This is a genomic window from Burkholderia sp. THE68, assembly GCF_009938265.1.
In the GTDB taxonomy this organism is placed as follows: Bacteria; Pseudomonadota; Gammaproteobacteria; order Burkholderiales; family Burkholderiaceae; genus Caballeronia.
Map to the genome: position 1 here is coordinate 2,736,819 of NZ_AP022315.1, position 25,976 is coordinate 2,762,794.

A 25,976-nucleotide genomic window follows, 5' to 3' on the forward strand; every position below is an offset into this window, starting at 1 on the left:
AAAATGGCGTGTTTCACGTGAAACACGCCATCTCCGGGCACTATGTGTGTCGCGTTTAGGCGACTTTTTTCGTCAGGCCAAGGTAGGTTTCGATGACTTGCGGATCGTGTTGGAGAACGTCGGCCTTTCCTTCAAGTGCGAATTCACCGGTCTCGAGCACGTAACCATAGTCAGAAATCTGCAGCGCGGCGCGCGCGTTCTGCTCGATCAACAGGGTCGCGACACCCGTTTGACGCAGCACGCTGATGATATGGAAGATCTCCTTAACGATCAACGGCGCGAGACCGAGGCTCGGCTCATCCAACATAAGCAGCTGAGGCTTTCCCATCAAAGCGCGCCCGACCGCAAGCATCTGGCGCTCTCCGCCCGACAGTGTTCCTGCCGCCTGTTTCCTTCGTTCCTTCAAACGAGGGAACAGCTCGAAGACGTGCTCGAGTTGGTCAAGAAAGTTACGCTCTCCCGCCCGCTTGCGCCGATATGCACCTAGCACGAGATTGTCTTCCACAGCCATCGTGGCGAACAATTCGCGTTTTTCGGGCACGAGGCACATGCCACGAGCGACACGGCGCTCGATCGGCAGGACCGACACCTCTTCGCCGAGGTAGCGCACGCTGCCTTTCGAATGACCCGTTTGCGGCAACGCGCCCATGATCGCGTTGAGAAGCGTCGACTTGCCGGCACCATTCGGCCCGATCACGGAGACGATCTGCCCCGGTCCGACCGTGAGCTTGCCGCCGTGCAACGCCTCCACCTTGCCGTAGCGCACGGACAAGCCATCCACCTGCAGGATCGCGTTTTCCACCGCGTTCGAATCCTTCGCCATCATTCCACCCCGCCCAGGTACGCTTCGAGCACCGCCGGATCTTTCTGCACGTCCTTCGGCAGACCTTCCGCTATCTTCGTGCCGAACTCCATTACTACGAGTCGATCCGTCAGATTCATCACGAAGTCCATGTCGTGTTCGACCAGAAGAATGCTCATGCCTTCGGCGCGCAGTTTTCGCAGCAACTCGGCGAGTTGCAGTTTCTCCTGATAACGCAAACCCGCAGCTGGTTCGTCCAGCAGCAGCAGCGTCGGATCGCAGCAGAGCGCCCGCGCGATTTCGAGAATCCGCTGCTGACCGAGCGCCAGACTGCCCGCCTCACTGTAAATATGTTTCTCCAGCCCGACGCGCGCGATCTGCTTCGCGGCCTCGGCCATCAATCGCGCCTCCTCCGCCGCATTCAAGCGCACGACGCTGCGCCACACACCTGTATTGCCACGCAAGTGCGCGCCGATCGCCACGTTCTCCAGAACAGTCATCCCTGGCAGCATCTTGACGTGCTGGAACGTCCGTCCGATGCCGCGCTTGACGATTTCACGTGAAGTGAGTTTCTCGATCCGCTCGCCGTGGAAACTGATCGCGCCGCTGGTCGCCTGAAGCACGCCGGTGACGAGATTGAAGGTCGTGGATTTGCCTGCGCCATTCGGTCCGATCAAACCGATGATCTCGCCCGCCTTCACTTCGAAGCTGACATCGTTGACCGCGACCAGCCCGCCGAACTGCTTGCGCGCCTTCTCGACCACGAGCAATCGCTCTCCCGCCGCCGGTTTGCTGCGCTGCGGCAATGCATCGCCGTGATCGGGTACATGAGCACGCGGTCCGCGTGGAAACAGCCGTGCGACGAACGGCCAGACACCCTGTCTCGCGTACTGCAGCAGCAACACCATCACAACGCCAAAGACGATGATCTCAAAATTGCCGTTCGCCCCGAGCAGCTTGGGCAGCAGCGTCTGAAGATAGTCCTGCAGAACGGTGAGGATCGTCGCGCCGAGAATCGCACCCCAGACATGCGAGACGCCACCAACCACCGCCATGAACAGGAACTCGATGCCGTGATTCAACCCGAACGGCGTCGGGTTCACGGCGCGCTGCAAGTGGGCGTACAGGAAGCCCGATACGGCCGCCAGAACCGCCGCGTAGATGAAGATAACCACGCGCATCCAGGCGGTGTTGACGCCCATCGCTTCGGCCATGGTGCCACCGCCGCGCAGCGCGCGAATCGCACGGCCGGGCCGGCTATTAAGCAAATTCTGAACGGAGATCACCGCGAGCAGCACGACGACCCAGATCAGGTAGTAGATGCTGCGGCCCGACTCCAATTGCCATCCGAACAGATTCAGCACGGGAATGCCGTTGATGCCGTCGTACTTGCCGAGCAGTTCCATATTGCCGAACAGATAGAACAGCGACAGCCCCCACGCAATCGTCCCGAGCGGCAGAAAATGCCCGGAAAGGCGCATCGTGATAAGCCCGAGCAGCAGCGCGATGAACGCCGTCAGCACCACGCCCGCGATCAGCGCCAGCCACGGCGACACGCCGTAACGCGTCGTCAGGAAAGCCGTCGCATACGCGCCCACGCCGACGAACGCGGCCTGTCCGAAGCTCGTCATCCCGCCGATGCCCGTCAGCAGCACCAGCCCGATCGCGACGATCGAATACAGCCCGATGTAGTTCAGCAGCGTGATCCAGTATTCGGGCACGGCGACCGGCCCCGGCAGGACTGGCAGCGCGAAGACGATCAACAAAAAGATCCAAAAAGAACGGAATTTCATCGGCTTACTCCTCGTCTTCATCCGAATGCGGGCTCGCCAGGCTTCGCCACAGCAGGACCGGAATAATCAAAGTGAAGACGATCACCTCCTTGTACGCGCTCGCCCAGAACGACGAATACGATTCGAGCAGCCCCACGAGCAGCGAACCCGCCGCCGCGAGCGGATAGCTCACCAGACCGCCCACGATGGCGCCCACGAAGCCCTTCAGACCGATCAGGAAGCCCGAGTCGTAGTAGATCGTGGTAATCGGCGCGACGAGCACGCCGCACAGCGCGCCGAGGCCCGCCGCGAGCGTGAACGCGAGGCGCCCCGCCTGCGTCGTGCCGATGCCCACCAGCCGAGCGCCCAGCCGGTTCACCGACGTCGCGCGCAGCGCCTTGCCGGAAATCGTGCGGTCGAAATAGAAGTACAGCGCGACGATCAGCACCACGGCGGTCCCGACGACCCACAGGCTCTGCCCGGAGACCGAAACGCTGCCGAGATTGAACGTGGCGTCGGAGAACGCGGTCGTGCGCGAGCCTTCCGCGCCGAACATGACGAGGCCGAGTCCCACCATCGCGAAGTGCACCGCCACCGCGACGATCAGAAGCAACAGCGTGCTCGCCTCCGCGATCGGTTCATACGCGAGTCGGTAGACGAACGGGCCCATCGGCACGACGATCAGGAGCGTCAGTGCGATCTGCGCGATCATCGGCAACGGCTGCGCAAAGGCGGCCTGCGTGATGCCCCAGACCGCCACGGGAAACAGCACGTACTTGGCCGCCAGAACGGCGAGCAAACGGCCGATCTGGTGATATCGCGCAGGATGCCTGACGATCCCGGCGACTTCGGCGACGAAGCAGCCAATGCCCATCGCGATGAGCAAATAGCAGGTGGCGGGCAGCTTCTGCGTCTGCAGCGCGGCCAGCGTGAGCGCGCCGTACGCGACGAACTCCCCCTGCGGAATGAAAATGACGCGTGTCACGGAGAAAACGAGCACCAGAGCGAGCGCGAGCAACGCGTAGATCGCACCCGTGGTGATCCCGTCCTGCGCGAGGATCGCCGCAATCGATAAGTCCATACTTCCTCTTCGGAGCTGCTTCCGAAACAGGCGGTTAAAAGAACCGCCGCCGGAACATGTTCAAAGCGGCGCGCCGTTGCCGGTGCGCCGCCCGTTCATCCTGAAATTAAGAAACACGAACGCGCCATGAAGCGCGCCCGGTCGAGCTCAGTCGTTCAGCAACTTCCACTTGCCGTCGACGATCTGCACCATCACACGCGCGCGGTTGTCGAAGCCGTTGTGATCGGTCGGCGTGGTGTTCATGATGCCGTGCGACACCGGCAGGTCTTTCAGGTTTTCCAGCGCCGCGCGCAGCGCTTCGCGGAATTCCGGCGTGCCCGGCTGACCTTTCTTCAACGCCTCGGGAATCGCGCGCTGAAGCATCTGGCCCGCGTCCCACGCGTGACCGCCGAAGGTCGACAGCGAGCCCGCGCCGTACGCCTTCTCATACGCGTCCTTGTAGGCCGCCGACGACTTCTTCACCGGATTGCTGTCCGGCAATTGCTCGGTCACGAGCACCGGCCCGGCGGGCAGGATCTCGCCTTCGCAATCCTTGCCGCACACGCGCAGGAAGTCGTTATTGGCGACGCCATGCGTCTGATAGACCTTGCCCTTGTAGCCGCGCTCCTTCAGCGCCTTCGCCGGCAGCGCGGACGGCGTGCCCGCGCCCGCGATCAGCACCGCGTCGGGGTTCGCGCCCATCGTCTTCAACACCTGGCCGGTCACGGAGGTGTCGGTGCGGTTGAAGCGTTCGTTCGTGACGATCTTCAGCTTGTGCGCCGCCGCTGCCGTGTTGAACACGTTGTACCAGCCGTCGCCGTAGGCATCCGCGAAGCCGATGAAGCCCACCGTCTTCACGCCGTGCTTCTCCATGTAGCTCGCGATCGCATTGGCCATCAAGGCGTCGTTCTGCGGCGTCTTGAATACCCATGCCTTCTTCGCGTCCATCGGCGAGATGATTGCGGCCGACGCGGCCATCGAGATCATCGGCGTCTTGCCGGTGGCGGCCGGGTCGATCATCGCGAGCGAATTCGGCGTTACCGTGGAACCGACGATCGCATCGACGTGATCTTCATCAATCAGCTTGCGCGTGTTCTGCACGGCGCGGCTCGTGTCGGAACCGTCATCGAGCACGATCCATTCGACCGACTTCCCGCCGATCTCCTTCGGCAACAAGGCGACGGTGTTTTTCTCGGGAATCCCGAGCGATGCAGCCGGGCCCGTCGCCGAGAGCGTCACGCCGATTTTCACCTGGGCGAACGCCGCGCCCGCGCCTGCGAGCACGCTGCCCGCGATGGCGAGCGCAATGCCCGTCTTGATCCATGCCTTCTTCGTTTTCATTGTTCGTCTCCAAACGCGCACACTGGCGGTGCTTGCTGCGAGTTGTTATCGATGCGACTTTTGAGGCTAACCAAAGAGCCGCCCCAATCTATTTACCGCGTTACTGCGTGCCAAGGCGAGTTTTCCCTGACCGTTGCGCCGCTGCATGCGAGGCTTTGCGCCCTCTTCTTTCGCTGCGGCTTTTCACTGCCCAGCGCAGAAAAAAAGGCGCGTTGTGTAGCTAACGCGCCTTTTTCTCCGGATCAGTCCATATGCGATTCTCGTCAGTTGCCCGAGAGCTTCCACTTGCCGCCGACGATCTCCACCATCACGCGTGCGCGCTGGTCCAGTCCGGAGTGATCGTTGGGGCTCATGTTGAAGATGCCGTGTGAAGCAGGCAGGTTCTTCGTCTCTTCGATGGCCGCGCGCAACGCTTCGCGAAACGCCGGCGTGCCGGGCTGACCCTTCTTCAGCGCGACGGGAATCGCGCGCTGCAGAATGAGGCCCGCGTCCCACGCGTGGCCGCCGAACGTCGACACTGAACCCGCGCCGTACGCGCCTTCATAGGCCTTCTTGTATGTGAGCGCGGCCTGCTTGACGGGATTGCTGTCGGGCAACTGCTCCGCGACGAGCAGCGGGCCCGCCGGCAGGAACGTGCCTTCACAATCCTTGCCGCATACACGCAGGAAGTCGTTATTGGCGACGCCGTGCGTCTGGTAGATCTTGCCCTTGTAGCCGCGCTCCTTGAGCGTCTTCTGCGGCAGAGCGGCCGGGGTGCCCGCGCCCGCGATCAGCACCGCGTCCGCGTTCTGCGACATCATCTTGAGCACTTGCCCCGTCACCGACGCATCGTTGCGCGCGAAGCGCTCGTTCGCGACGACCTTCAGCTTCGCGAGATCGGCCGCCTTGGAAAACTCCTTGAACCAGCTTTCGCCGTAGGCATCGGAAAAGCCGATGAACGCCACCGTCTTCACGCCGTGATTCGACATGTGCTGCGCGATCGCGGTGGCCATCAGGATGTCGTTCTGCGGCGTCTTGAAGACCCACGCCTTTTTCGCATCCATCGGCTCGACGATGCTCGCGGCCGCGGCCATCGAAATCATCGGCGTGTGCGTTTCAGCGGCGATGTCGGTCATCGCGAGCGAATTGGGCACGACCGTGGAACCGACGAGCGCATCGACGTGATCCTCGCTCGTCAGCTTGCGCGCGTTCTTCACCGCCTGGGTGGAATCGGTGGCGTCGTCGAGGACGATGTATTCCACCTTCTGCCCCGCGACTTCCTTCGGCAGGAGCGCGACCGTGTTCTTTTCCGGAATGCCGAGCGAAGCCGCCGGACCGGTCGCCGAGACCGTCACGCCGATTTTCACGTCTGCCAAAACCTGACTGCTGAATACTGCCGAGAAACTAATGGACATTGCCGCGACGGTCATTGCGACCGTCTTGCCGCGTAAAGCCAACTTCATTGATTTGCGCCCCGTAAATCGTGTTTTGCGTGAAGAATCGCCTGCCGATATGCCCGAATTTAGCGCCCGCTTCGAATCGCCGACCAGTGGGTCGGGAAATGCAGTTTAGCGGACGAAAGCGCCGTGCAGCAAGCGATTTGAAGGGTTTCCGCTGCGCTTTAGCATCGTTTTTTCAGCGCATTTGCAACGCGGCAGCGCAAAGCGGAAAACCTCGGGAAAACCCCCGCTTAAAATCACCTGGCGGGATTATTCGTATTATCGACGGGCAAATAAAAAAGCGCTGTTGGACTCATCCAACAGCGCTTTTCGGTCGGGCACTTTGTGCCTCATGTCTCCTCGTTCTCCACCTCAAAAATCTGGGTGCAACAGAACTAGGACGCATGTTAAAGAACGCAACACTGCCCGACAACCTAGCATTTACCCTAGTGGTGCACAAAAGCACCTCATCGGGGCGTATTTCTTGCAATACAGGTGCTTCTCGCAATTGCACTATTGGTTCGGATCGCGAACCAAATACTTTCATCCTTGCAGCGGCCGAACCCGCGCGACGATCTCCCCGACGATCCCGCGACGGAACGCCAGCACGCACGCGATGAAGATGACACCTGTCACGATCGTCACCGATTCGCCGAGCGAGTTGAACCACGCCACGCCCGTGATGCGCGCGATGCCGCTGCCGATATCCCCGAGCCGGTCCTCCAGCGCGACGATGATCGCCGCGCCGAGCAGCGGCCCGAACATCGTGCTCATGCCGCCGACGAGCGTCATCAGCACGACGAGGCCGGACATGGTCCAGTAGGCGTCGCCGAGCGTTTCGAAGCCGAGCACGACCGTCTTGAGCGAACCGGCGAAACCGGCGAGCCCCGCCGACAGCACGAACGCGAGCAGCTTGTAGCGCGAGGTGTCGTAGCCGAGCGAAATCGCGCGCGGCTCGTTTTCCTTGATCGCGATCAGCACTTGCCCGAACGGCGAATGCACGATCCGCACGATCAGCGCGAACGCGAACAGCATCACGACGAGCACGACGTAATAGAGCGTGATGTCGTTGCCGAGATCCACGACGTTGAAGAGCTTGCCGCGTGGCACGCCTTGCAGGCCGTCCTCGCCGTGCGTGAACGGCGCCTGCAGAAAGACGAAGTACACCATTTGCGCGAGGGCGAGCGTGACCATCGCGAAGTAGATGCCCTGACGCCGGATCGCCAGCAGGCCGGCGACGAGCCCGAGCAGCGTCGCCGCCGCCGTGCCCGCGATCACGCCGAGTTCCGGCGTGAAGTTGAGCGACTGGATGGCGTAGCCCGTGACATAACCTGCCGTCGCGAGGAACATCGCGTGCCCGAACGACAGCAGCCCCGTATAGCCGATCAGCAAGTTGAACGCCGCCGCGAACAGCGCGAAACACAGCACCTTCGCCATGAACAACGGATACACGCCGACGAACGGCGCCAGGGCCAAGCCGATCAGCAACAGGGCGTAGAGCGCTTTTCTCTGCATCATTTTTCCTTGCCGAAGAGTCCTGCCGGGCGAATCATCAACACGATCGCCATGATGACGAAGACGACCGTCGCGGACGCTTCCGGATAGAACACGCGCGTGAAGCCCTCGATCACGCCGAGCAGCAGGCCGGTGAGAATCGAACCCATGATCGAACCCATGCCGCCGATCACGACGACCGCGAACACGGTGATGATCATCGACTGGCCCATCAGCGGCGAGACCTGAATGACCGGCGCGGCCAGCACGCCCGCGAACGCCGCGAGCGCGACGCCGAAGCCGTAGGTGAGCGTGATCATCATCGGCACGTTGATGCCGAATGCCTCGACGAGCTTCGGGTTCTCCGTGCCCGCGCGCAGATATGCGCCGATACGTGTCTTCTCGATCACGAACCACGTCGCGAAACACACCGCGAGCGAAGCGACGACCACCCACGCGCGATAGTTCGGCAGGAACATGAAGCCGAGATTGGTCGCGCCCGACAGCAGCGACGGCACGTCATACGGCTGGCCCGACGAACCGTAGATGGAGCGGAACACGCCTTCGACCACGAGCGTGAGGCCGAAGGTGAGCAAGAGCCCGTAGAGATGGTCGAGCTTGTAGAGCCAGCGCAGCATCGAGCGCTCGACGAGCACGCCGAACAGCCCGACGACGAGCGGCGCGAGCACGAGCATCGCCCAGTATGGAATGCTGAGATACGAGTAGCCCATCCACGCGAGCATCGCGCCCAGCATGAAGAGCGCGCCGTGCGCGAAGTTGATGACGTTGAGCAGGCCGAAGATCACCGCGAGCCCGAGGCTCAGGATCGCGTAGAACGAGCCGTTCACCAGCCCGAGCAGCAGCTGGCTCATCATTGCGGCGAGTGGAATGCCGAATATTTCCATTGAACCTGCCGTCAGAAACGTGTTGACGCGGGTGCGACGGCGAAGCGGCCCTTTCGGCCGCCCGCCGCGCGAACGCGCTAAAGCACTACCGAACGCTTACTTCCAGAGCTTGCAGCGCGACTCCGCCTTCGTGCCGAACGCCTGATCGCCAGGAATCGTCGCGGTGATCTTGTAGTAGTCCCACGGCTCCTTCGATTCCGACGGCTTCTTCACTTCCATCAGGTACATGTCGTGGATCATCGCGCCGTCTTCGCGGATCGTGCCCTTCGCATAGAAGTCGTCGATCTTGGTCTTGCGAAGCTGCGCCATCACCTTGTCGCTGTCGGTCGTGCCGGCTGCCTGCACGGCCTTCAGGTACGTCGTCACGGCAGAGTAGTCCGCGGCCTGCAGGCTCGACGGCATCTTCTTCATCTTGCCGAAGTAACGCTGCGCCCACTTGCGCGTGGTTTCGTCCTTGTTCCAGTACCAGCTGTCTGTCGCGACGAGGCCTTGCGTCGTCTCCAGTCCGAGGCTGTGGATATCGTTGATGAAGATGAGCAGCGCGGCGATCTTCATCGACTTGGTGATGCCGAATTCCTTCGCGGCCTTGATCGAGTTGATCGTGTCGCCGCCCGCGTTCGCGAGGCCGAGCACCTGTGCCTTCGATCCCTGCGCCTGCAACAGGAACGACGAGAAGTCCGACGCGGACAGCGGATGGCGCACCTCGCCCAGCACCTGGCCGCCGTTGGCCTTCACGACATCCGACGTGTTCTTTTCCAGCGCCTTGCCGAACGCATAGTCGGCGGTCAGGAAGTACCACGTCTTGCCGCCCTGCTTGGTCACCGCGGAACCGGTGCCCTTCGCGAGCGCCATCGTGTCGTACGCGTAGTGGACCGTGTACGGCGAGCATTGCTCGTTGGTCAGGTTGTCCGCGCCCGCACCGATGTTGATGTACGGCGTCTTCTTTTCCGCCGCGACTTGCGCGGTGGACAGCGCCGTCGCCGAGTTCGTGCCGCCGATGATCACGTTCACGCCATCGCGGTCGATCCATTCGCGTGCGCGCGATGCGGCGATATCGGCCTTGTTCTGGTGATCCGCATAGACGAGCTCGATCGGCTTGCCGTTGACCTTGCCGCCGAAATCGGCGATCGCCATGCGAATGGCTTCGAGGCCTCCGGGGCCATCGATATCGGCATACAGGCCCGACAGATCGGTGACGAAACCGATCTTCACGCTATTGCCGTCGGCGGCGCTGGCGCTCGTGCTCATCACCGCCACACTCGCCGCCGCAGCCGCAAAGCACAGAGTAGAGAGGCGCGCGAGGGTCTTCTTTTTCATTCCAGTCTCCATGAGTTTTGATTCGATGCGTGTTACTGGTATTGCCCTGCTGATGTCCTGCGATGTGCTGCGCTGAAGAGAACTACACCCCGAGCAATTCGTGCAGCACTGGCATCTTCGCTTCGAGTTCCCCCGCGCCGAAATGCTCGACGATGTTTCCGTGCTCCATCACGTAAAAGCGGTCCGCGAGTGGGGCCGCGAAACGAAAATTCTGCTCGACCATGACGATGGTGTAGCCGCGCGACTTCAGCATGAGAATCATGCGCGCGAGTGTCTGCACGATGACCGGCGCGAGGCCTTCCGAAATTTCATCGAGCAGAAGCAGATTCGCGCCCGTGCGCAGAATGCGCGCGACAGCCAGCATCTGCTGCTCGCCGCCCGAAAGACGCGTGCCCTGGCTGGCGCGGCGCTCCTTCAGGTTCGGGAACATCGAGTAGATCTCGTCGAGCGACATCGCGTCCTTGGCGGGGCCGATGAGCGGCGGCAGAAGCAGGTTCTCCTCGCACGACAGGCTCGAAAAAATGCCGCGCTCCTCCGGACAATAGCCGACCCCGTAATGCGCGATCCGGTGCGTGGCAAGCCCGATGGTTTCGTTTCCCGCGACGCGAATCGAGCCCGTCCTCCGTCCCGTCAATCCCATGATGGCGCGCAGCGTCGTCGTGCGGCCCGCGCCGTTGCGGCCGAGCAGCGTCACCACTTCGCCGCGATTCACCTTGAGGTCCACGCCGTGCAGGATGTGCGATTCCCCGTACCACGCCTGCATACCCGAAATTTCCAGCGCGGGCACATTGCCCGCCGCGCCGTTCGCCTCGCGCGAGCGGCGCTCCTCCACGGTCGTACTCATGCATGCGCTCCGGTGAGCGCCGCGTCGGCGCTGCCCATGTAGGCTTCCATCACGAGCGGATTCTTCGACACTTCCGCATAGCTGCCTTCGGCCAGCACTTCGCCGCGCTGAAGTACGGTGATGGTGTCGGAGATGCCCGCGATCACGTTCATGTTGTGCTCGACCATCAGGATGGTGCGGCCCGCCGACACTTTCTTGATCAGCGCCGTCACGCGATCGACGTCCTCGTGGCCCATGCCTTGCGTGGGTTCGTCGAGGAGCATGAGCTCGGGCTCCATCGACAGGGTGGTCGCGATTTCCAGCGCGCGCTTGCGGCCATACGAAAGCTCGACAGTCTTCGTATCGGCGAAATCGGTGAGGCCGACTTGCGTGAGCAGGTCCATCGCGCGATCGTTGAGCGCATCGAGCGAACGTTCGCTGCGCCAGAAATGGAACGACGTGCCCAATTGCCGCTGCAGGCCGATCCGCACGTTCTGCAAGACCGTCAGATGCGGAAACACGGCGGAAATCTGAAACGAGCGGATGATGCCGCGCCGCGCGATATGCGCAGGCCGTTCGCGCGTGATGTCCGTGCCGTTGAAAACGATCTGACCCGCAGTGGGTTCGAGGAACTTGGTGAGCAGATTGAAGCAGGTGGTCTTGCCTGCGCCGTTTGGTCCGATCAGCGCGTGGATCGATCCGCGGCGCACGCGCAGGTTCACGCCATTCACGGCCGTGAAGCCTTTGAATTCCTTGGTGAGCCCGCGCGTTTCAAGAATGGTGTCGCCGAGAATCATGTCCCCTTCCATGCGAAGTGAGACGCTGGGCAAACTGTGTTCGCCTGCGCCTTATTATTTCTTTCCGCGCGCACCGAACGTTGTCCCCATTCCGGTACTGCTTCGCTTCGCGCACCGCTGTTGCGGCCGCACAAAGTGTGCACGTGGCATGCCGAGCATCACTAATTCCGGGGCCATTGTCGCGCCAATGATGCAGCGCAATCATTGGGATTTGCACTAACTAACGAAATGCTTGGAGCCTTCAGCCATGCACGCAATAAGGGCATGACGAATGCTTATTCCCTGCGCGGGTAAGCATTGCACCGTGCACGTCATGCGCGCGCCATGCACATGTCATCCCGACATGTGAAGCACGGTTTTCATCGACCTGTCACGCAAGCGCCGTTGCGATCACTTCCTGCGCCTCGATGCCGCGCCGGTCCTCGCGAATCATGGCGCTTGCGCGCTCGGCGATCATCAGCGTCGGCGAGTTGGTGTTGCCCGACGTGATCGTCGGCATCACCGATGCGTCGACCACGCGCAGCCCGCGCACGCCGATCACGCGCAAGCGGCTGTCGACGACCGCGCCCGGATCGTTGTCCGTGCCCATGCGGCACGTGCCGACCGGATGGAAGATCGTCGTGCCGACCTTGCCCGCGGCTTCGGCGAGTTCTTCCTGCGTCTGATACTGGATGCCCGGAAGAATCTCTTCGGGCGCGTATTGCGCCAGCGCGGGCGCGCCGACGATGCGCCGTGTGAGCCGCAACGAATTCGCGGCGACTTCGCGGTCGCGCTCCGTCGACAGATAGTTCGGTGCGATCAACGGCGCCGCATGTGCATCCGGCGATTCGATATGCACGCTGCCGCGCGATGTCGGCCGCAGATTGCACACCGATGCCGTGAAGGCGTTGAACGCATGCAGCGGCTCGCCGAAGCGTTCGAGCGACAAAGGCTGAACGTGGTATTCGACATCGGCCCGCTTGATCGATGCGTCATCGGGATTCGACTTCGCGAACGCGCCGAGCTGCGACGGCGCCATCGACATCGGGCCGCTTCGCATCAACGCGTATTGCATGCCGATGAACAGCTTGCCCCACCAGTGCGCCGACAACGTGTTGAGCGTACGCACACCATTGACTTTGTACGCCATGCGCAATTGCAAGTGGTCCTGCAGATTTTCGCCGACGCCGCGCAGGCTCTTCACGACATCGATGCCGAGCCGTTGCAGACGCTCGCCATTGCCGATGCCCGACAGTTCGAGAATCTGCGGCGAATTCACCGCGCCCGCGCTGAGGATGACTTCGCGACGCGCACGCGCGATGTAATCGACATCGCCGCCGCGATACTCGACGCCGACACAGCGCGTGCCTTCGAACACGAGACGCTGTGTATGCGCACCGGTGATCGTCGTGAGATTGGGACGCTTCATCGCTGCGCGCAGGAAGGCTTTCGCCGCGTTCCAGCGAATCCCGCCGCGCTGGTTCACTTCGAAATAACCAACACCCGTGTTGTCGCCGCGATTGAAATCGTCCGTCGCGGGAATGCCGCTTTGTTGCGCGGCTTGCGCGAAGGTTTCGAGAATCTTCCACTTGAGGCGCTGCTTCTCCACGCGCCATTCGCCGCCCGCGCCATGCCATGAATTGCCGCCGCCGTGATGATCTTCGCTGCGCATGAACACGGGCAGCACCGAATCCCACGACCAGTTCGGATCGCCGCTGACGTGCGCCCACTCGTCGTAGTCTTCGCGCTGGCCCCGCATGTAGATCATGCCGTTGATCGACGAGCATCCGCCGAGCACGCGTCCGCGCGGATACGCCAGCGTGCGGCCGTTCAGACCCGCTTCGGCCTGCGTCTTGTAGAGCCAGTCCGTGCGCGGATTGCCGATGCAATACAGATAGCCGACCGGAATGTGAATCCAGTGATAGTCGTCCTTGCCGCCGGCTTCGAGCAGCAGCACGTTCACGTCCGGATCTTCGGTGAGCCGATTCGCAAGCACGCATCCCGCCGTGCCCGCGCCGACGATGATGTAGTCGAATTCACCTTCCAGCTTGCGCGCGTTCTGTTTCATGGATGTCTCCTGGTGCGCCGTCTATTGCCGTCTATTGCGACTCAACCCGAGCGTACTGCCGGATGCGCCCCCGAATCCAATCAGATATGTTCAATTGAGATATAAGAAGCTTTAATATCAGCCGATGGACTACACCTTATTGCGCGCATTTATCGCCGTCGCACGCGAGGGCAATCTGACGCGTGCCGCCGCGCAACTGCATCTCACGCAGCCAGCCGTCAGCCTGCAGATCAAGAACCTGCAGGAGATGCTGGGCGTCGTGCTGTTCTCGCGCACGTCTCACGGTCTTCTGCTGACGCGCGATGGCGAAGCGCTGCTGCCGCACGCCGAACGCGCGCTCACCGCCGCCGCCGACGTGCAGCGCGCGGCGGCCGCGCTGCGTCATGAAGTGAGCGGCACGCTGCGCATCGGCACGATTCTCGATCCCGAGTTTCTGCGCCTCGGCGGCTTTCTGCGGCAACTGGTGGAGACGCATCCGCGCATCGAGACCTCCCTGCGACACGGCATGTCGGGCTGGATGCTGGAGCGCGTGCGGGCGCGCGAGCTGGACGTGGGCTATTACATCGGCGATCCGGCCATCGACGGCACGCGCGACGGTGAACGCTTTCACGTTATCAGGCTCACGCCGTTTCTGTATCGCGTGCTGGCGCCGGCGGGCTGGCACAACCGCGTCAACAAGGGCAAACGGAGCTGGGCGGCGCTCGCCAAGCTGCCGTGGATCTGGACGCCGCCCGAATCCGCGCACAACCGGCTCCTGTCGCGCATTTTTCGCGAGGCCGGCGCGATGCCGGTGATCGTCGCGGAGGTGGATCAGGAGCCGTCGATGCTTGATCTCGTGAAATCGGGCGTCGGTCTCTCGCTCGCGCGCGATTCGATCGCGCTGGCGCAGGCGCATGCGCACGCGCTGACGATCGTCGAAGGCGTCACCGTGCCGACGCAGTTGTCCTTCGTCACGCTCGCGGAGCGCCGCGAGGAACCCGCGATCGCGGCGGCGCTGCGGCTGATCGACGCACAATGGGCGGTTTGACAAGACATCTCGGTGGAAATACCGGGTCGGCGCGCAGGTACATTCAAGCGGGTTTCATCGATTATTTGCTAGGCTGAACCCTCGCTCATCCATCCCATTGTGTTCGAGGAGCCTTCATGGCACGCAACATCGAAATCAAGGCGCGCGCGCATCGATTCGAGCAACTCCGCGAGCGCGCGGCCGCGCTCGCCCCCGACGCACCGCTGGTTTTCCGCCAACAGGACTTCTTCTACGACGTGCCCACCGGCCGCCTCAAGCTGCGCCAGTTCGACGACGGCACGCCGTCCGAGCTGATCTTCTATCAGCGCGACGACCGCGACGGCCCGAAAGTCTCGTACTACTCGCGCAGCCCGGTCACGAATCCGGAAGCGATGCACGCGCTGCTCGCGCAGGCGCTGACCACGCGCGGCATCGTCTCGAAGGAGCGACACGTGTATCTGGTCGGGCGCACGCGCATTCATCTGGATCGGGTGGACGGCCTCGGCGATTTCATCGAGCTGGAAGTGGTGCTCGGCCAGGACGACGACGAAGCCGGCGGCGAACAGGAAGCGCACGCGATGTTCGCGCGTCTCGGCGTCGCGCAGACGGACCTCGTGCCGCTCGCTTACGTGGATTTGCTCAGTCCCGGGTCATCCTCGGCCAGATGAGTGAGCGGCAAAGGGCCGTTGCGCTTGAACGTCGTCAGCACGATGTTCGAGCGCACGCTGTCGACGCCCGGCACGCGCATCAGCTTCTTCATGACGAAGCCTGAGAGCGCGTTCAGATCCGGCGCGACGATGCGCAGCAGATAGTCCGCATCGCCGACGGTCGCGTGACATTCGAGCACTTCGGGCAGCATCTCGATCTGCTGCTGAAACTGCTCGATGATCGAATCGCCGTGATGCTTCAGTTTCAGGCTCGTGAATGCCGTCACGCCTAACCCGAGCTTCTCGGGCCGCAATACCACCCGATACCCTTCGATGACCCCCGTCGCTTCCAGCCGCTGCAGACGCCGCCCGATCTGCGACGGCGAGAGCGGCACTTGCTCGCCCAGTTGCTGATGGGTGGCGCGCCCGAAGCGCTGAAGGACGTCGAGCAGGGCAAGGTCGAAATGATCGAGTTCGAGCATGAGGCGGATGCGCACAGAAACCGTGGTGAATGCGACTTTATCGCATTAACGCGCTATCGCTCACAAACCCTTTGCGCAAAAGGGCCGTTTCGCGCACACTTTACGAAGTCATTACGGCGGCAAACAAGGTAACACGCGTGTTACCAACCATGACATAGCTGAAAGGCGAATAAGCGCGGATTTTCGACGAATCGACGCAAATGCAAGCATTCAGGCATTAAACAGAAAGCTTGAACGTCAAATACCTTTCAGTTTCGAATGCCATTCTTGAAGCACGCGTAAGCTTCCCACGCGGCGCGCGCCTCGTCGTCGAGTTGCTCGGGCGTCGTGCTGGACTGACGCTGTACAATCAGCAGCGCATAGGGCCTGGACAGCGCGCTCGCCTCCTTGCAGAGGCTGAGTTCGTCGCCGCTCGACGGGGAGCGGCCGCGCCAGTAGTTGATCGCGGCTTCGAGTTCGTGGATCGGGATGACAGCCATGTCCGGGCAGAAATTCAAAGGTATACGGCCGCACGCGGCTTCCGGGATACGGTCGCGCAACGCCGCATGAGATGTGAGTTTTAACCGGCTCGAGCCCGCGCCGCCTCGTCGTGCAAGTCACCGACCGCCCCGCCCGCCCGAGCTCAACCCATTGTACTTGAGCGACTCCATGCGAATCCTTCTGATCGAAGACGACCGCCCCATCGCGCGCGGCATTCAAAGCAGCCTCGAACAATCCGGCTTCACGGTCGACATGGTGCACGACGGCATCTTCGCCGAGCAGGCGCTCGCGCAGAACCGCCATGAACTCGTCATTCTCGATCTCGGCTTGCCCGGCATCGACGGCATGACGCTGCTCTCGCGTTTCCGCCAGAGCAACCGTCACACGCCGGTGATCATCCTCACCGCGCGCGACGAACTGCACGACCGCGTGCAGGGCCTGAACAGCGGCGCTGACGACTACATGCTCAAGCCGTTCGAGCCGCAGGAACTCGAAGCGCGCATCCGCGCCGTGATGCGCCGCAGCGGCCCGCACGGCGACGTGCCGCGCCCCGAGGTGTCGCTGGGCGGCTTGCGCCTGTCGGGTGTCGATCGCCGCATCTTCAACGACGAACGTCCGCTCGAACTCTCGCCGCGCGAATTCGCGGTGCTCGAAATGCTCTTGCTGCGTCATGGCCGCGTCGTCAGCAAGGCGCAGCTGCAGGATCACCTGACGCACTTCGGCGGCGATCTCGGCGATACGGCTATCGAAGTCTATGTGCATCGCGTGCGCAAAAAGCTCGAAAACACGCGCGTGGAGATCGTGACGGTTCGCGGCTTCGGCTATCTGCTGCAGGAGATCCGGCAAGCGGCGTAATGCTTCTGCCGTAGACCGCCTTGCGATTTCCCACCCGCCGCGCGGGCGATCAGCGTTTCGCCCGCGAAGACTGGCTCGATCTGGCGCGCTCGAAAGCCGCCGAGACGCCGGTGCCGCCGAGTCTGCGGCGCACGCTGCTGCGCCGCCTCGCCGCGCCGCTGTCCCTGCTCGCGCTGATGAGCGGTCTCATGGCGTACTGGCTCGCCTGGCAGTACACGCAACATGTGGTCGACCGCTCTCTCGCGGATCTCGCCACCGCCATCTCCAAGCAGATCCAGCTCGCGGGCGTCGATGCTCCCGTCACCGTGCCGCCGCTCGCGCAGGCGATGTTCTCCGATCCTGTCGAGCAGCTCATCTACCGCATCAGCACGGGCGACGAGGAGATCGCCGGCGAGCCCGATCTGCCGCTCACCGGCACCAGCGTGCGGCGCATTCACTACGCGTACGTCTTCGAGACGCACTTTCAGGGCGTGTCCGTGCGCGCGGCGCAAGTGCGCGTGCCGCAGCCGACGGGCAATCCGATCGTCGTCGAGGTGGCGCAGCGCGTGGGCTCGCGATATCGCATCGCGGTGGAATTCCTGATCGCGATCATGATGCCGCTGCTGTTGCTGCTGCTCGCCGGCTGGGTGATCGTCTGGCGCGTCGTGAATCAGCAATTGAATCCCCTCACCGATCTCGCGGACACGCTCAATCAGCAGACCCACATCTCGCTCGAACCGGTCGATGAAACCTACGTGCCGAGCGAAATCCGCCCGCTCACCAGCGCGATGAACGGCCTGCTCGTGCGCCTGCAAGCGGCGCTCGATGCACAGCGCAAATTCATCGCCGACGCCGCGCATCAATTGCGCACGCCGCTGACCGCCGTCAAGCTGCACGCGGAGCAGGCGCTCAGCTCGCGCGATCCGGCGAAAGCGATCGAAGCGGTGAAGGAGTTGCGCGCATCGGCGGATCGTGCGGTGCGTCTGTCGAACCAGTTGCTCTCGCTCGCGCGCGCGGAGCCGGGCGAACAGGCCGCGCGCTTCGCCGATTTCGACCTCGCCGCGCTCGCCTTCGAAACCGGCGCGGAATGGGTGCCGCGAGCGCTCGCCGCGCGCGTGGACCTCGGCTTCCAGCGTCTGGACGATCCCGACAACGAGCATCCGCTGATCGTGCGCGGCAATATCGTGCTCAGCCGCGAAGTGCTCGCCAATCTGATCGACAACGCACTCAAGTACATTCCGCCGTTTCGCGCCGAGGGCGCGCGCATCACGCTGACCGTCACGGAATGGCGCGACGCGAACGACCGCCGCTTCGGCGAAGTCGTCGTGGAGGACAACGGCCCTGGCGTGCCGCCGGATCAGCAGCCAGATCTCTTCAAGCGCTTCTTCCGCGGCGACGGGCAAAGCGTGGAAGGCGGCGCGGGCCTCGGGCTCGCGATCGTTCACGACATCATGGTGCTGCACGGCGGCACCGTGCATTACGAAGACGCGCCTGAAGGCGGTGCGCGCTTCATCGTACGCATGCCGCTGAAGGAACCGAAGCCGGCGGACGCGCAATGAAAAGAGCCACGCGCTTGCGTGGCTCGTTCGAATCGATGCAGCGCGTGCACGCGGCCTACTTTTTCTTCTTTTCCTTTTCCTTCTTCACCGCGAGCATCGTGCCGCGGCACTTCTTCGCGCCGCATCGGCACTCGTATTCCTTCTTGAGCTTCTTCGTGATGCGGCCGTCGATGACGAGTCCGTAGTCGTAGTTCAACTCTTCGTCCGGTTCGATGGCGCGCAGCGCGTGAATGAACACGCGGCCTTCGACTTCCTCGGCCTCGCAGTTCGGCGCGCACGAGTGATTGATGTACTTCGCGCTGTTGCCGTCGATCTTGCCGTCGATCACGTGGCCATCGTCGAGCGCGAAGTAGAACGTGTGATTCGGCTCTTCGGGATTGTGGGGATGGCGGCGCAGCGCTTCCTTCCACGAAATGCGCTCGCCTTTGTATTCCATCACCTGCTCGCCCGCGGCAATCCGCTTCACGGCAAACACGCCCTTGCCATGCACGCCGGAGCGGCGAACGGTGACCCTGCGTGAACTCATCGAACGAATCCTTAAATAACGCTTCGCTCCCGCGCGATCGGGATGAACATCGGGATGAAAAAAAACGCGGTGACCTCGAAGGCGCCGCGTTCGCTCGGTTGAACGCTCGCGCTCAACACACCGGTATCCTACACTCCCGGCGCGCGATAGCTCAACCGTCTGGATGATGTTCGAAGCTTTTCAGCGTTGCCCGATAGTGATCTCTCCAAAGAGATTCTTCTGATCGCGCGGCTGCGAACGCCAGTACTGCGGCGGCGCAGTGACGGTCGCGCCGAGCTCGGCCGCCGCGTGCCACGGCCAGCGCGGATCGTAGAGCATCGCGCGCGCCATCGCGACGTAATCGGCCTGGCCGCTCGCAACGATTTCTTCCGCTTCCTTCGCCTCGGTGATCAGACCCACTGCGACGGTGTTCACGCCCGTCGCTTCCTTCACGGCCTGCGCGAACGGCACCTGATAACCCGACGACAACGGAATCTTCTGCAACGGCGATACGCCGCCCGACGACACATCGACCCAGTCGACGCCGCGCTTCTTCAGTTCCGACGCGAACGCGATCGTGTCTTCGATGCCCCATCCGCCTTCGACCCAATCGGTCGCGGAGACGCGCACGCCGACGGGCTTGTCGGCGGGAAACGCAGCGCGAACGGCATCGAAGATTTCGAGCGGGAAACGCATGCGGTTCTCGCGCGAGCCGCCGTATTCGTCGGTGCGTTGATTGGCGAGCGGAGACAGGAACTGATGCAGCAGATAACCGTGCGCGCAATGCACCTCGATACCGTCGATGCCGAGTCGCGCCGCACGCTTCGCCGACGCGACGAACGCTTCCTTCACGCGAATCAGGCCGGCGGCGTCGAGCGCGAGCGGCGGCGTTTCTTCCGGCTTGTGCGGCACGGCGGAGGGCGCGAAGGTCATCCAGCCGCCATCGGCGACGGAGATCAGCTGCCCGCCTTCCCACGGCTTGCGGCTCGATGCCTTGCGGCCCGCGTGCGACAACTGCATCGTCACCGCGATCTTCGAATACTGGCGGATCGCGGCGAGCACCGGGCGCAGCGCGGCTTCGGTGACGTCATCCCACAGCCCGAGATCGCCTGGCGTGATGCGGCCGTCCGGCTCGACGGCCGTCGCCTCGATGAACAGCATGCCCGCGCCCGACAGCGCGAGCTGGCCGAGATGGATCATGTGCCATGCCGTGGCTTCGCCGCGCTCGGCGGAGTACTGACACATCGGCGACACGAAGACGCGATTGGGGATCTGAAGACTGCGGAGGGTCGTGGGAGTGAACAGCGCGCTCATGGCGGTGGCTCGTCGCAAGAGAGAAGCGATCGAGGATAGCACCGCGAATCGCGGCGTGCAGAACGCCCGCCGCCCGATGCTTCATACCATCACACGTCAGCGCGTCTCCACGGTGAAGCGGTCGAGCCATTCGCCGAACATCGCGCGCGCCGCGCGTTCGAGATTCGCGCCGTGACGCGCGGTTTCCTCGCGTAGCGCGGGGACCGTCGTGCCGCTCCTCGCGATATCGCCGGGATAGGCGACCAGCCAGCTCTCGAAGCGCTCCGTGAGCACTTCCGGATGGCACTGCAGCGCGAGCACGTGATCGCCCCAGGCGAACGCCTGATGCGCGCAGACATCGGTGGATGCGAGCAGCGTCGCGTCCTTGGGAAGGTCGAAGGTGTCGCCGTGCCAGTGAAAGACGGGCACTGCCGCGCTGTCGGCTTCGAGATGACGCAGCGCGGACGCACGGCCCGCGTCGGTCAGCGTGAGCGGCGACCAGCCGAGCTCGAACTGGCCCGACGGATACACCCGCGCGCCGAGCGCCCGCGCGATCAGCTGCGAGCCCAGACAGATGCCGATGGTCGGCAAGCCCGCCGCGATGCGCTTTTCGAGCATCGACAGCAGCGGCGCGAGATGCGGATAGTGCGCGTCCTCGTAGGCGCCGATCGGGCCGCCGAGCACGACGAGCAGCGAGGGATCGAGAGGATTGGGCGCGTCGATGCGGCCGCGCCCGACGTCCAGATAGCGCACCAGGTGGCCGCGATCGCCGAGTACGTGTTCGAGGCTGCCCAGATCTTCGAAATAGACGTGGCGAATCGCCAGGACTTCATGTTTCATCGGCGGCATTCTCGGAACGGGGTTGTGACGAGCCGCGCCTCGCGGTGAGGCGCGACGGGCACAGTCTAACCGACTCGCCGCGGCCTCACAGCGCCGGATGACGCCAAATGCATGCTACCGACCGACCGCGTTCAGGCGAGCTGGGCGAAGATTTTCCAGCTCTTCTTCTGCGTGGCGACGTCGGCTTCTTCGTATACCGAACAGTCGAGACGCAGATCGGTATCCGCCATGTCGAGGTGCAGAAGCGCGCAGTGATGCGGCGTCTTCTTCGGATTCTTGCTCGCTTCGAAGTGCGAGCAGGTAAGGCACATGCGATGCGCCGGAATCTGCTCCTGTGATTCGAGCTGACGGATCGTCTTCAGGAGCGTGCGATAGAACGCCACCTGCTCGTCCTGGCGCAGCGTGCCGACCGCCTTCGCGAGGAAGTCCGGCCATTGCAGCGCCTTCTTCGCAGCCGTGCGGCCACGCGCCGTCAGACGCACCGCGAGCGCGCGGCCGTCGTCGAGCGCGCGACGTTTCTCGACGAGACCCTTGCCTTCGAGCGTGCTCACCGCGTCGCTCGTCGTGGCGGCGGTCAACGCCGTTTCACGCGCGATCTCGCCGAGGCGCATCGGCCCCTTGCGCTGCATCAGCAGAACGAGAATTTCACCCTGGGTCGGCGTCAGCCCCGCGCCTTCCGCCCATTCCCATGCCTGGCTGCGCATCGCCGTGCTCAGCCGCAGCAGGCCGTGGGTCACCCGCCCCGTCGCCTGCTCTCCGTAAACGCCTTCACTCATAGTCTTTCGCTTGTTGTTCCGCTTATGTGTTCTGACGGCCCGTTCGCGCAACCGCCGCGAACACCTCGTTCGAAATGCCGCCCGCAGAATGTACTCCGAACCCCTTGCGAGCTGCCCTTCGTTCTCGGTCCCCGCCGTCTCAAAATTCAGGCGTGCCAACCCAATTAGCGGTGCCTGAATGGGGACGTTGCTACCCTCTTCGTTACGCGCCGTCTTATGTTGCTGCCAGTGGCGCTGTTTTCCTGCCGACTATAACGCCCTATCAGCAGAGTCGCCATTCTAAGCGACATAGAACAAACGTACACCTTAATTATCCACGCAGAACTGTGGATAACCCGTGGAAAAGCGTGTTCTTTGTATGTGGACGTATTCTTGATAACACATAAGGTCTCGTCAAGCGGCTTTCCGTTGTCCCGAATGTCATCTCGCGACGCACAAAGAGCCCGCATGGTTATCGTCCTGTTAGCTAGTTGACTCAGCACAGATTTTTGACGTTTTCCACAGCGAGGCACGGGACTTGTTAACTACTATTACGGATGTATACGGATTTTCTGAAGTAAACCGTAGCGACACCGAATCAGTTCTCCTTTCGACGGTGCGCGTCATGCAAATGTTTCATACGGACCAGAGAAAAAGGCCGCTTCGATTCGCGTCGAAGCGGCCTTTCGTCATGATTCGCCGAACTTTCTCAGCGTAAGCGCGGCGTTATCGGCGCCATTCCAGACATTGCTGCCTGACTGCCTCATGCAGCGATTTTTCCTTGTCCACCACTCCGCGCAGCCATGTCGCATCGTTCGTGCCGCGCGCGATGTCGGCCACCTGCGCGAGCGCGGCCTGCGAGCCGAGCGCCTCGGCGTGCGGGCCGAGCAGATCGAGCGTCGCGAGAATGTCCTCGCCGATGGTCCGGCGCTCGCCCGTCTGCGGATGGATGCAGGTGCCTTCCAGCCCGAAGCGGCACGCCTCGAAGCGGTTGAAGGTGTAGACGAGGTAATCGTCCTCGCGCGGCGTGAGCGGCTTGTCGAGCAGCAGATAGCGCGACAGCGTCTGGATGTAGCAGGCGATCGCGGCGGCCCTGTCGACCGACAGCGGCGTATCCATCACGCGCACTTCGATCGTGCCGAAACCGGGCTTCGGCCGGATATCCCAGTAGAAGTCCTTCATGCTGTTGACGACGCCCGTTTTGACCATCTTCGAGAAGTATTCCTCGAAGCCGTCCCAGGTCAGCACGAACGGCGCGCGCCCCGACAGCGGGAACGCGAAAACCGAATTCAGACGCGCCGAGTGGAACCCCGTATCGACGCCCTGAATGTACGGCGACGACGCCGAAAGCGCGATGAAATGCGGGATATAGCGCGACATCGAATGCAGCAGGAACAGCGCGCTGTTCGGGTCGGGACAGCCGATATGGACATGCTGGCCGAACACCGTGAACTGTTTGGCGAGGTAGCCGTACAGTTCGGAGATGTACTGGAAGCGCGGCGCGTCGTAAATCTGGCGATCGCTCCATTGCTGGAACGCGTGCGTGCCGCCGCCGGCCAGGCCTACGTTGAGCTGGTCCGCCGCGGCGACGAGCGTATCGCGGATCTTGCGAAGGTCGGTGACGGCCTGCTCGTGCGTCGTGCAGATGCCGGTCGACAGCTCGATCATGCTTTCGGTGATTTCGGGCGTGATGTTGCCCGGAATCTTTTCGTCCTTGATGAGACGCATGAGGTCCGACGCGGCGCGGGTCAGATCGTAGTCGTGCGTATTGACGACCTGGATCTCAAGCTCGACGCCGAACGTGAACGGTTCTGAGTTGATGAAGGGTTCGAGTGCCATGGCGCCTCTTGAATGATCAATGCCTGAGCGGAGGGGCGCGCTTACTCGCGCCGCTCGCCCACCGCCGACAGGCTACGGTACACCACGAAAGGCGAGACGATCTGCAGCACGACGATCGAGCACATGATGATCGCGCGCAGCGTCGGATCGTAGTCCGGATAGAGCACGTACATGTCGTCGACGAGCACGTACGCGAGCGCCGACATCGGCGTGAGCGCGAGGCCGAGCGCCGCGCCCTGCTTCCAGTCCAGTCCGCTCGGCTTCGCGAAGATCAGCACGCCCGCGAGCTTGCCGATGAAGCGCGCGACGATCAGCCCGAGCGCCGCGACGCCGCCAAGCGCGATGTCGCGCCACTGGAACGACGTCAGTGTCAGCGCGAAAAGAATGACGGTGAGCAGCCAGCCGGCGGAACCGAAGTGCGACGGCCAGAGCTGCGGCCGCTCATCCGCGTTCTTCACGATGATGCCGGCGGCGAGCAGCGCGAGAATCGTCGACAGCTTGAAGAGGTGCGCCACCGCGATGGCCAGCAGTACGAGCCCGAACAGCGCGACGAACGAATGCTCGTCGTTCGCGGGCAGACGCCGGACCAGCAGATTGCACGCGCGCGCCAGCAGGAACGCGAGCACGAGCGAGCCGATCAGCAGATAGAGCGGCTGAAGAATCGTCGCGAGCGCGTTGCCGTAGATTTCCTGGTGCAGCACGCCGGCCGCGAGCTTCTCGACGATCACCGCATACATGCTGTTGAGCGCGGTGAGCGTCAAGAGACGCTGCGTCACCTGGCCTTCCGCGCGCAACTCTGTCTTCAGCTGGATGACCATCGCGGGCGACGTCGCCATGGCGATCGCGGCGATCACGACCGAGGGCATCGTCGGCACGTTGAGCAGCATCAGCGCGATCAGCACGAGGCCGAACGTGAGCGTCGCTTCGGCGATGCTGGAAAGCACCAGATACGGATTGCGGCGGATCCATCGCAAATCGAGCCGCCCGCCCAGTTCGAACAGCAGCAAGCCGAGCGCGACATCGAGCAACGGCCGCGACAAACCGCCCGCGCTGGAGTCGATGACGCCCAGCCCCGCGTTGCCGGCGATCAGCCCGATCACCGCGAACCCGGTGATGCGCGGCAGGCGCCACGCGCGCCATAGCAGCTCTCCGGCGAGTCCCGCCGTGACGAGCGCGAGACCGGCCCACAAAATGGCGTCGGGTTCGAGCGGCCACGCGGGCAAAAATGAAAATGCCGAATTCATCGTATTGGCTTCTCCTTCGTTGCTGCAGCAGAGCGTGCACGTTCCGTTACGAGACTCGCATCGACGGCGCGCGCTCGCGGGCGAGGCGCATCCGCCGGGTCAAGGCGAGCGCGGTTCATTCAGGCGAAACGAAAAGCGAACGAACACGGCGTCACGGACAGGCCGTGCACGAATTAGACGACGTATTCGGCTGGCAGCGATGCGCCGTGCATGTTCTCAATGTCGCACCGGAGATCCCGGATTCGTGTGACAGGAGTCGTACATGCGGCGCCCACTTGATTGCCGGGCCGAACACAGCAAACGACGGTGCGGCTTCGTTGATCAGATTCTTGGCGCGCAACCATCGTTCCATTGAAGCGGTCGCCGTCTGAACGGCGCGACGCAGGAAGAAGCGCGATTGTGCCATACCTCGGAGCCCCTGACAGAAAGTCCAAGCTCATGATTCTTATGAAGTAAAAGCGACTGCCTTGCTCGGACCGAAATGGAAAGGCTGACCGGTTGCCGTGATCGACGGCGTCCGGATGATCTGTTTACGGCCGGCCGATAGCCTCGCCGTCAGGTGTTTACAGGTTTACTTTATATATACGTAGTAGCAGTTAACAAGCATCCGCATGTTCTGTGGATAACACGGCTTTCGTCTTTTCATTCAATCATTTGAGAGAAGCAAAAGCGCGCGGTAAACATGTTGGCGCTGCGCGGTCAACGTGGAACAACTT

24 protein-coding genes are annotated in these 25,976 nt (G+C 62.7%); 5 read left to right on the forward strand and 19 right to left on the reverse strand.

The features are described 5' to 3' along the window. Nucleotides 1-55 precede the first annotated feature (55 nt). The 5 genes from BTHE68_RS12995 to BTHE68_RS13015 form a co-directional block, all read right to left on the reverse strand. Nucleotides 56-823, reverse strand: a complete 768-nt coding sequence (locus BTHE68_RS12995) for an ABC transporter ATP-binding protein (RefSeq protein WP_162066880.1) — start codon at nt 821-823, stop codon at nt 56-58. Then, nucleotides 823-2,595 (reverse strand): branched-chain amino acid ABC transporter ATP-binding protein/permease, encoded by a 1,773-nt coding sequence (locus BTHE68_RS13000; RefSeq protein ID WP_162066637.1) that lies wholly within the window; start codon nt 2,593-2,595, stop codon nt 823-825. The genes BTHE68_RS12995 and BTHE68_RS13000 overlap by 1 nt, the downstream gene beginning before the upstream one ends. A 4-nt stretch (nt 2,596-2,599) precedes the next feature. Continuing rightward, entirely contained in the window at nt 2,600-3,655 is a 1,056-nt protein-coding gene (locus BTHE68_RS13005; RefSeq protein ID WP_162066638.1) for a branched-chain amino acid ABC transporter permease, read from the reverse strand. A 147-nt stretch (nt 3,656-3,802) separates the two neighbouring features. Further along, nucleotides 3,803-4,975, reverse strand: a complete 1,173-nt coding sequence (locus BTHE68_RS13010; RefSeq protein ID WP_162066639.1) for an ABC transporter substrate-binding protein — start codon at nt 4,973-4,975, stop codon at nt 3,803-3,805. A gap of 263 nt (nt 4,976-5,238) precedes the next feature. Continuing rightward, nucleotides 5,239-6,417, reverse strand: coding sequence for an ABC transporter substrate-binding protein (locus BTHE68_RS13015; RefSeq protein WP_162066640.1), 1,179 nt, complete (start codon nt 6,415-6,417; stop codon nt 5,239-5,241). Here BTHE68_RS13015 and BTHE68_RS13020 point away from each other — a divergent pair. Then, nucleotides 6,362-6,526 carry a hypothetical protein gene (locus BTHE68_RS13020; protein ID WP_162064597.1) on the forward strand — a complete coding sequence of 55 codons (165 nt, stop codon included), beginning with the start codon at nt 6,362-6,364 and terminating at the stop codon, nt 6,524-6,526. The genes BTHE68_RS13015 and BTHE68_RS13020 overlap by 56 nt on opposite strands. A 410-nt stretch (nt 6,527-6,936) precedes the next feature. Here the strand turns inward: BTHE68_RS13020 and BTHE68_RS13025 are convergent, their stop codons facing one another. From BTHE68_RS13025 to BTHE68_RS13050, 6 genes are all read right to left on the reverse strand, one after another. Further along, nucleotides 6,937-7,908, reverse strand: a complete 972-nt coding sequence (locus BTHE68_RS13025) for a branched-chain amino acid ABC transporter permease (RefSeq protein WP_162066881.1) — start codon at nt 7,906-7,908, stop codon at nt 6,937-6,939. Then, nucleotides 7,908-8,792, reverse strand: coding sequence for a branched-chain amino acid ABC transporter permease (locus tag BTHE68_RS13030; protein WP_061174086.1), 885 nt, complete (start codon nt 8,790-8,792; stop codon nt 7,908-7,910). The genes BTHE68_RS13025 and BTHE68_RS13030 overlap by 1 nt, the downstream gene beginning before the upstream one ends. 96 nt (nt 8,793-8,888) lie before the next feature. After that, nucleotides 8,889-10,109, reverse strand: a complete 1,221-nt coding sequence (locus BTHE68_RS13035) for an ABC transporter substrate-binding protein (RefSeq protein ID WP_162066641.1) — start codon at nt 10,107-10,109, stop codon at nt 8,889-8,891. A gap of 82 nt (nt 10,110-10,191) precedes the next feature. After that, nucleotides 10,192-10,953, reverse strand: coding sequence for an ABC transporter ATP-binding protein (locus BTHE68_RS13040; protein WP_162066642.1), 762 nt, complete (start codon nt 10,951-10,953; stop codon nt 10,192-10,194). Next, nucleotides 10,950-11,729: an ABC transporter ATP-binding protein gene (locus tag BTHE68_RS13045; RefSeq protein WP_008352429.1), complete on the reverse strand. Its 780-nt coding sequence runs from the start codon at nt 11,727-11,729 to the stop codon at nt 10,950-10,952. Before BTHE68_RS13045 ends, BTHE68_RS13040 begins: the two co-directional genes overlap by 4 nt. 370 nt (nt 11,730-12,099) lie before the next feature. Beyond that, nucleotides 12,100-13,776 (reverse strand): GMC family oxidoreductase, encoded by a 1,677-nt coding sequence (locus BTHE68_RS13050; RefSeq protein WP_162066643.1) that lies wholly within the window; start codon nt 13,774-13,776, stop codon nt 12,100-12,102. Between the two features lie 124 nt (nt 13,777-13,900). Here BTHE68_RS13050 and BTHE68_RS13055 point away from each other — a divergent pair, with 124 nt between their 5' ends. Beyond that, nucleotides 13,901-14,803: a LysR family transcriptional regulator gene (locus BTHE68_RS13055; RefSeq protein WP_162066644.1), complete on the forward strand. Its 903-nt coding sequence runs from the start codon at nt 13,901-13,903 to the stop codon at nt 14,801-14,803. A 116-nt stretch (nt 14,804-14,919) separates the two neighbouring features. Then, the gene (locus tag BTHE68_RS13060; RefSeq protein ID WP_162066645.1) at nt 14,920-15,450 is read left to right on the forward strand and encodes a class IV adenylate cyclase; all 531 of its coding nucleotides are present in this window, start codon (nt 14,920-14,922) and stop codon (nt 15,448-15,450) included. Here the strand turns inward: BTHE68_RS13060 and BTHE68_RS13065 are convergent. Together BTHE68_RS13065 and BTHE68_RS13070 are read right to left on the reverse strand one after the other, a co-directional pair. Next, nucleotides 15,408-15,911 (reverse strand): Lrp/AsnC family transcriptional regulator, encoded by a 504-nt coding sequence (locus tag BTHE68_RS13065; RefSeq protein ID WP_061174092.1) that lies wholly within the window; start codon nt 15,909-15,911, stop codon nt 15,408-15,410. The genes BTHE68_RS13060 and BTHE68_RS13065 overlap by 43 nt on opposite strands. Nucleotides 15,912-16,159: 248 nt before the next feature. Further along, nucleotides 16,160-16,390 (reverse strand): DUF3717 domain-containing protein, encoded by a 231-nt coding sequence (locus BTHE68_RS13070; protein WP_061174093.1) that lies wholly within the window; start codon nt 16,388-16,390, stop codon nt 16,160-16,162. Nucleotides 16,391-16,559: 169 nt separating this feature from the next. On the opposite strand from BTHE68_RS13070, the gene BTHE68_RS13075 reads away from it, so the two are divergent. Next, nucleotides 16,560-17,246: a response regulator transcription factor gene (locus tag BTHE68_RS13075; protein ID WP_014192702.1), complete on the forward strand. Its 687-nt coding sequence runs from the start codon at nt 16,560-16,562 to the stop codon at nt 17,244-17,246. Nucleotides 17,247-17,326: 80 nt separating this feature from the next. After that, nucleotides 17,327-18,784: a sensor histidine kinase gene (locus BTHE68_RS13080; protein ID WP_162066882.1), complete on the forward strand. Its 1,458-nt coding sequence runs from the start codon at nt 17,327-17,329 to the stop codon at nt 18,782-18,784. Between the two features lie 55 nt (nt 18,785-18,839). On the opposite strand, the gene BTHE68_RS13085 is transcribed toward BTHE68_RS13080, so the two are convergent. From BTHE68_RS13085 to BTHE68_RS13110, 6 genes are all read right to left on the reverse strand, one after another. Continuing rightward, nucleotides 18,840-19,310: an SET domain-containing protein gene (locus tag BTHE68_RS13085; RefSeq protein ID WP_162066646.1), complete on the reverse strand. Its 471-nt coding sequence runs from the start codon at nt 19,308-19,310 to the stop codon at nt 18,840-18,842. Nucleotides 19,311-19,490: 180 nt separating this feature from the next. Further along, complete coding sequence (locus BTHE68_RS13090; RefSeq protein WP_162066647.1) at nt 19,491-20,603, reverse strand: NADH:flavin oxidoreductase/NADH oxidase; 1,113 nt, start codon at nt 20,601-20,603, stop codon at nt 19,491-19,493. 96 nt (nt 20,604-20,699) lie between these two features. Beyond that, on the reverse strand, nt 20,700-21,422 hold the full coding sequence (locus BTHE68_RS13095) for a glutamine amidotransferase (RefSeq protein ID WP_162066648.1): 723 nt from the start codon (nt 21,420-21,422) through the stop codon (nt 20,700-20,702). A 131-nt stretch (nt 21,423-21,553) separates the two neighbouring features. After that, the gene (locus BTHE68_RS13100; protein WP_162066649.1) at nt 21,554-22,198 is read right to left on the reverse strand and encodes a MarR family winged helix-turn-helix transcriptional regulator; all 645 of its coding nucleotides are present in this window, start codon (nt 22,196-22,198) and stop codon (nt 21,554-21,556) included. A gap of 705 nt (nt 22,199-22,903) precedes the next feature. Next, nucleotides 22,904-24,016, reverse strand: coding sequence for a YbdK family carboxylate-amine ligase (locus tag BTHE68_RS13105; protein WP_162066650.1), 1,113 nt, complete (start codon nt 24,014-24,016; stop codon nt 22,904-22,906). 41 nt (nt 24,017-24,057) lie between these two features. After that, the gene (locus BTHE68_RS13110) at nt 24,058-25,260 is read right to left on the reverse strand and encodes a cation:proton antiporter (protein ID WP_162066651.1); all 1,203 of its coding nucleotides are present in this window, start codon (nt 25,258-25,260) and stop codon (nt 24,058-24,060) included. Nucleotides 25,261-25,976 lie beyond the last annotated feature (716 nt).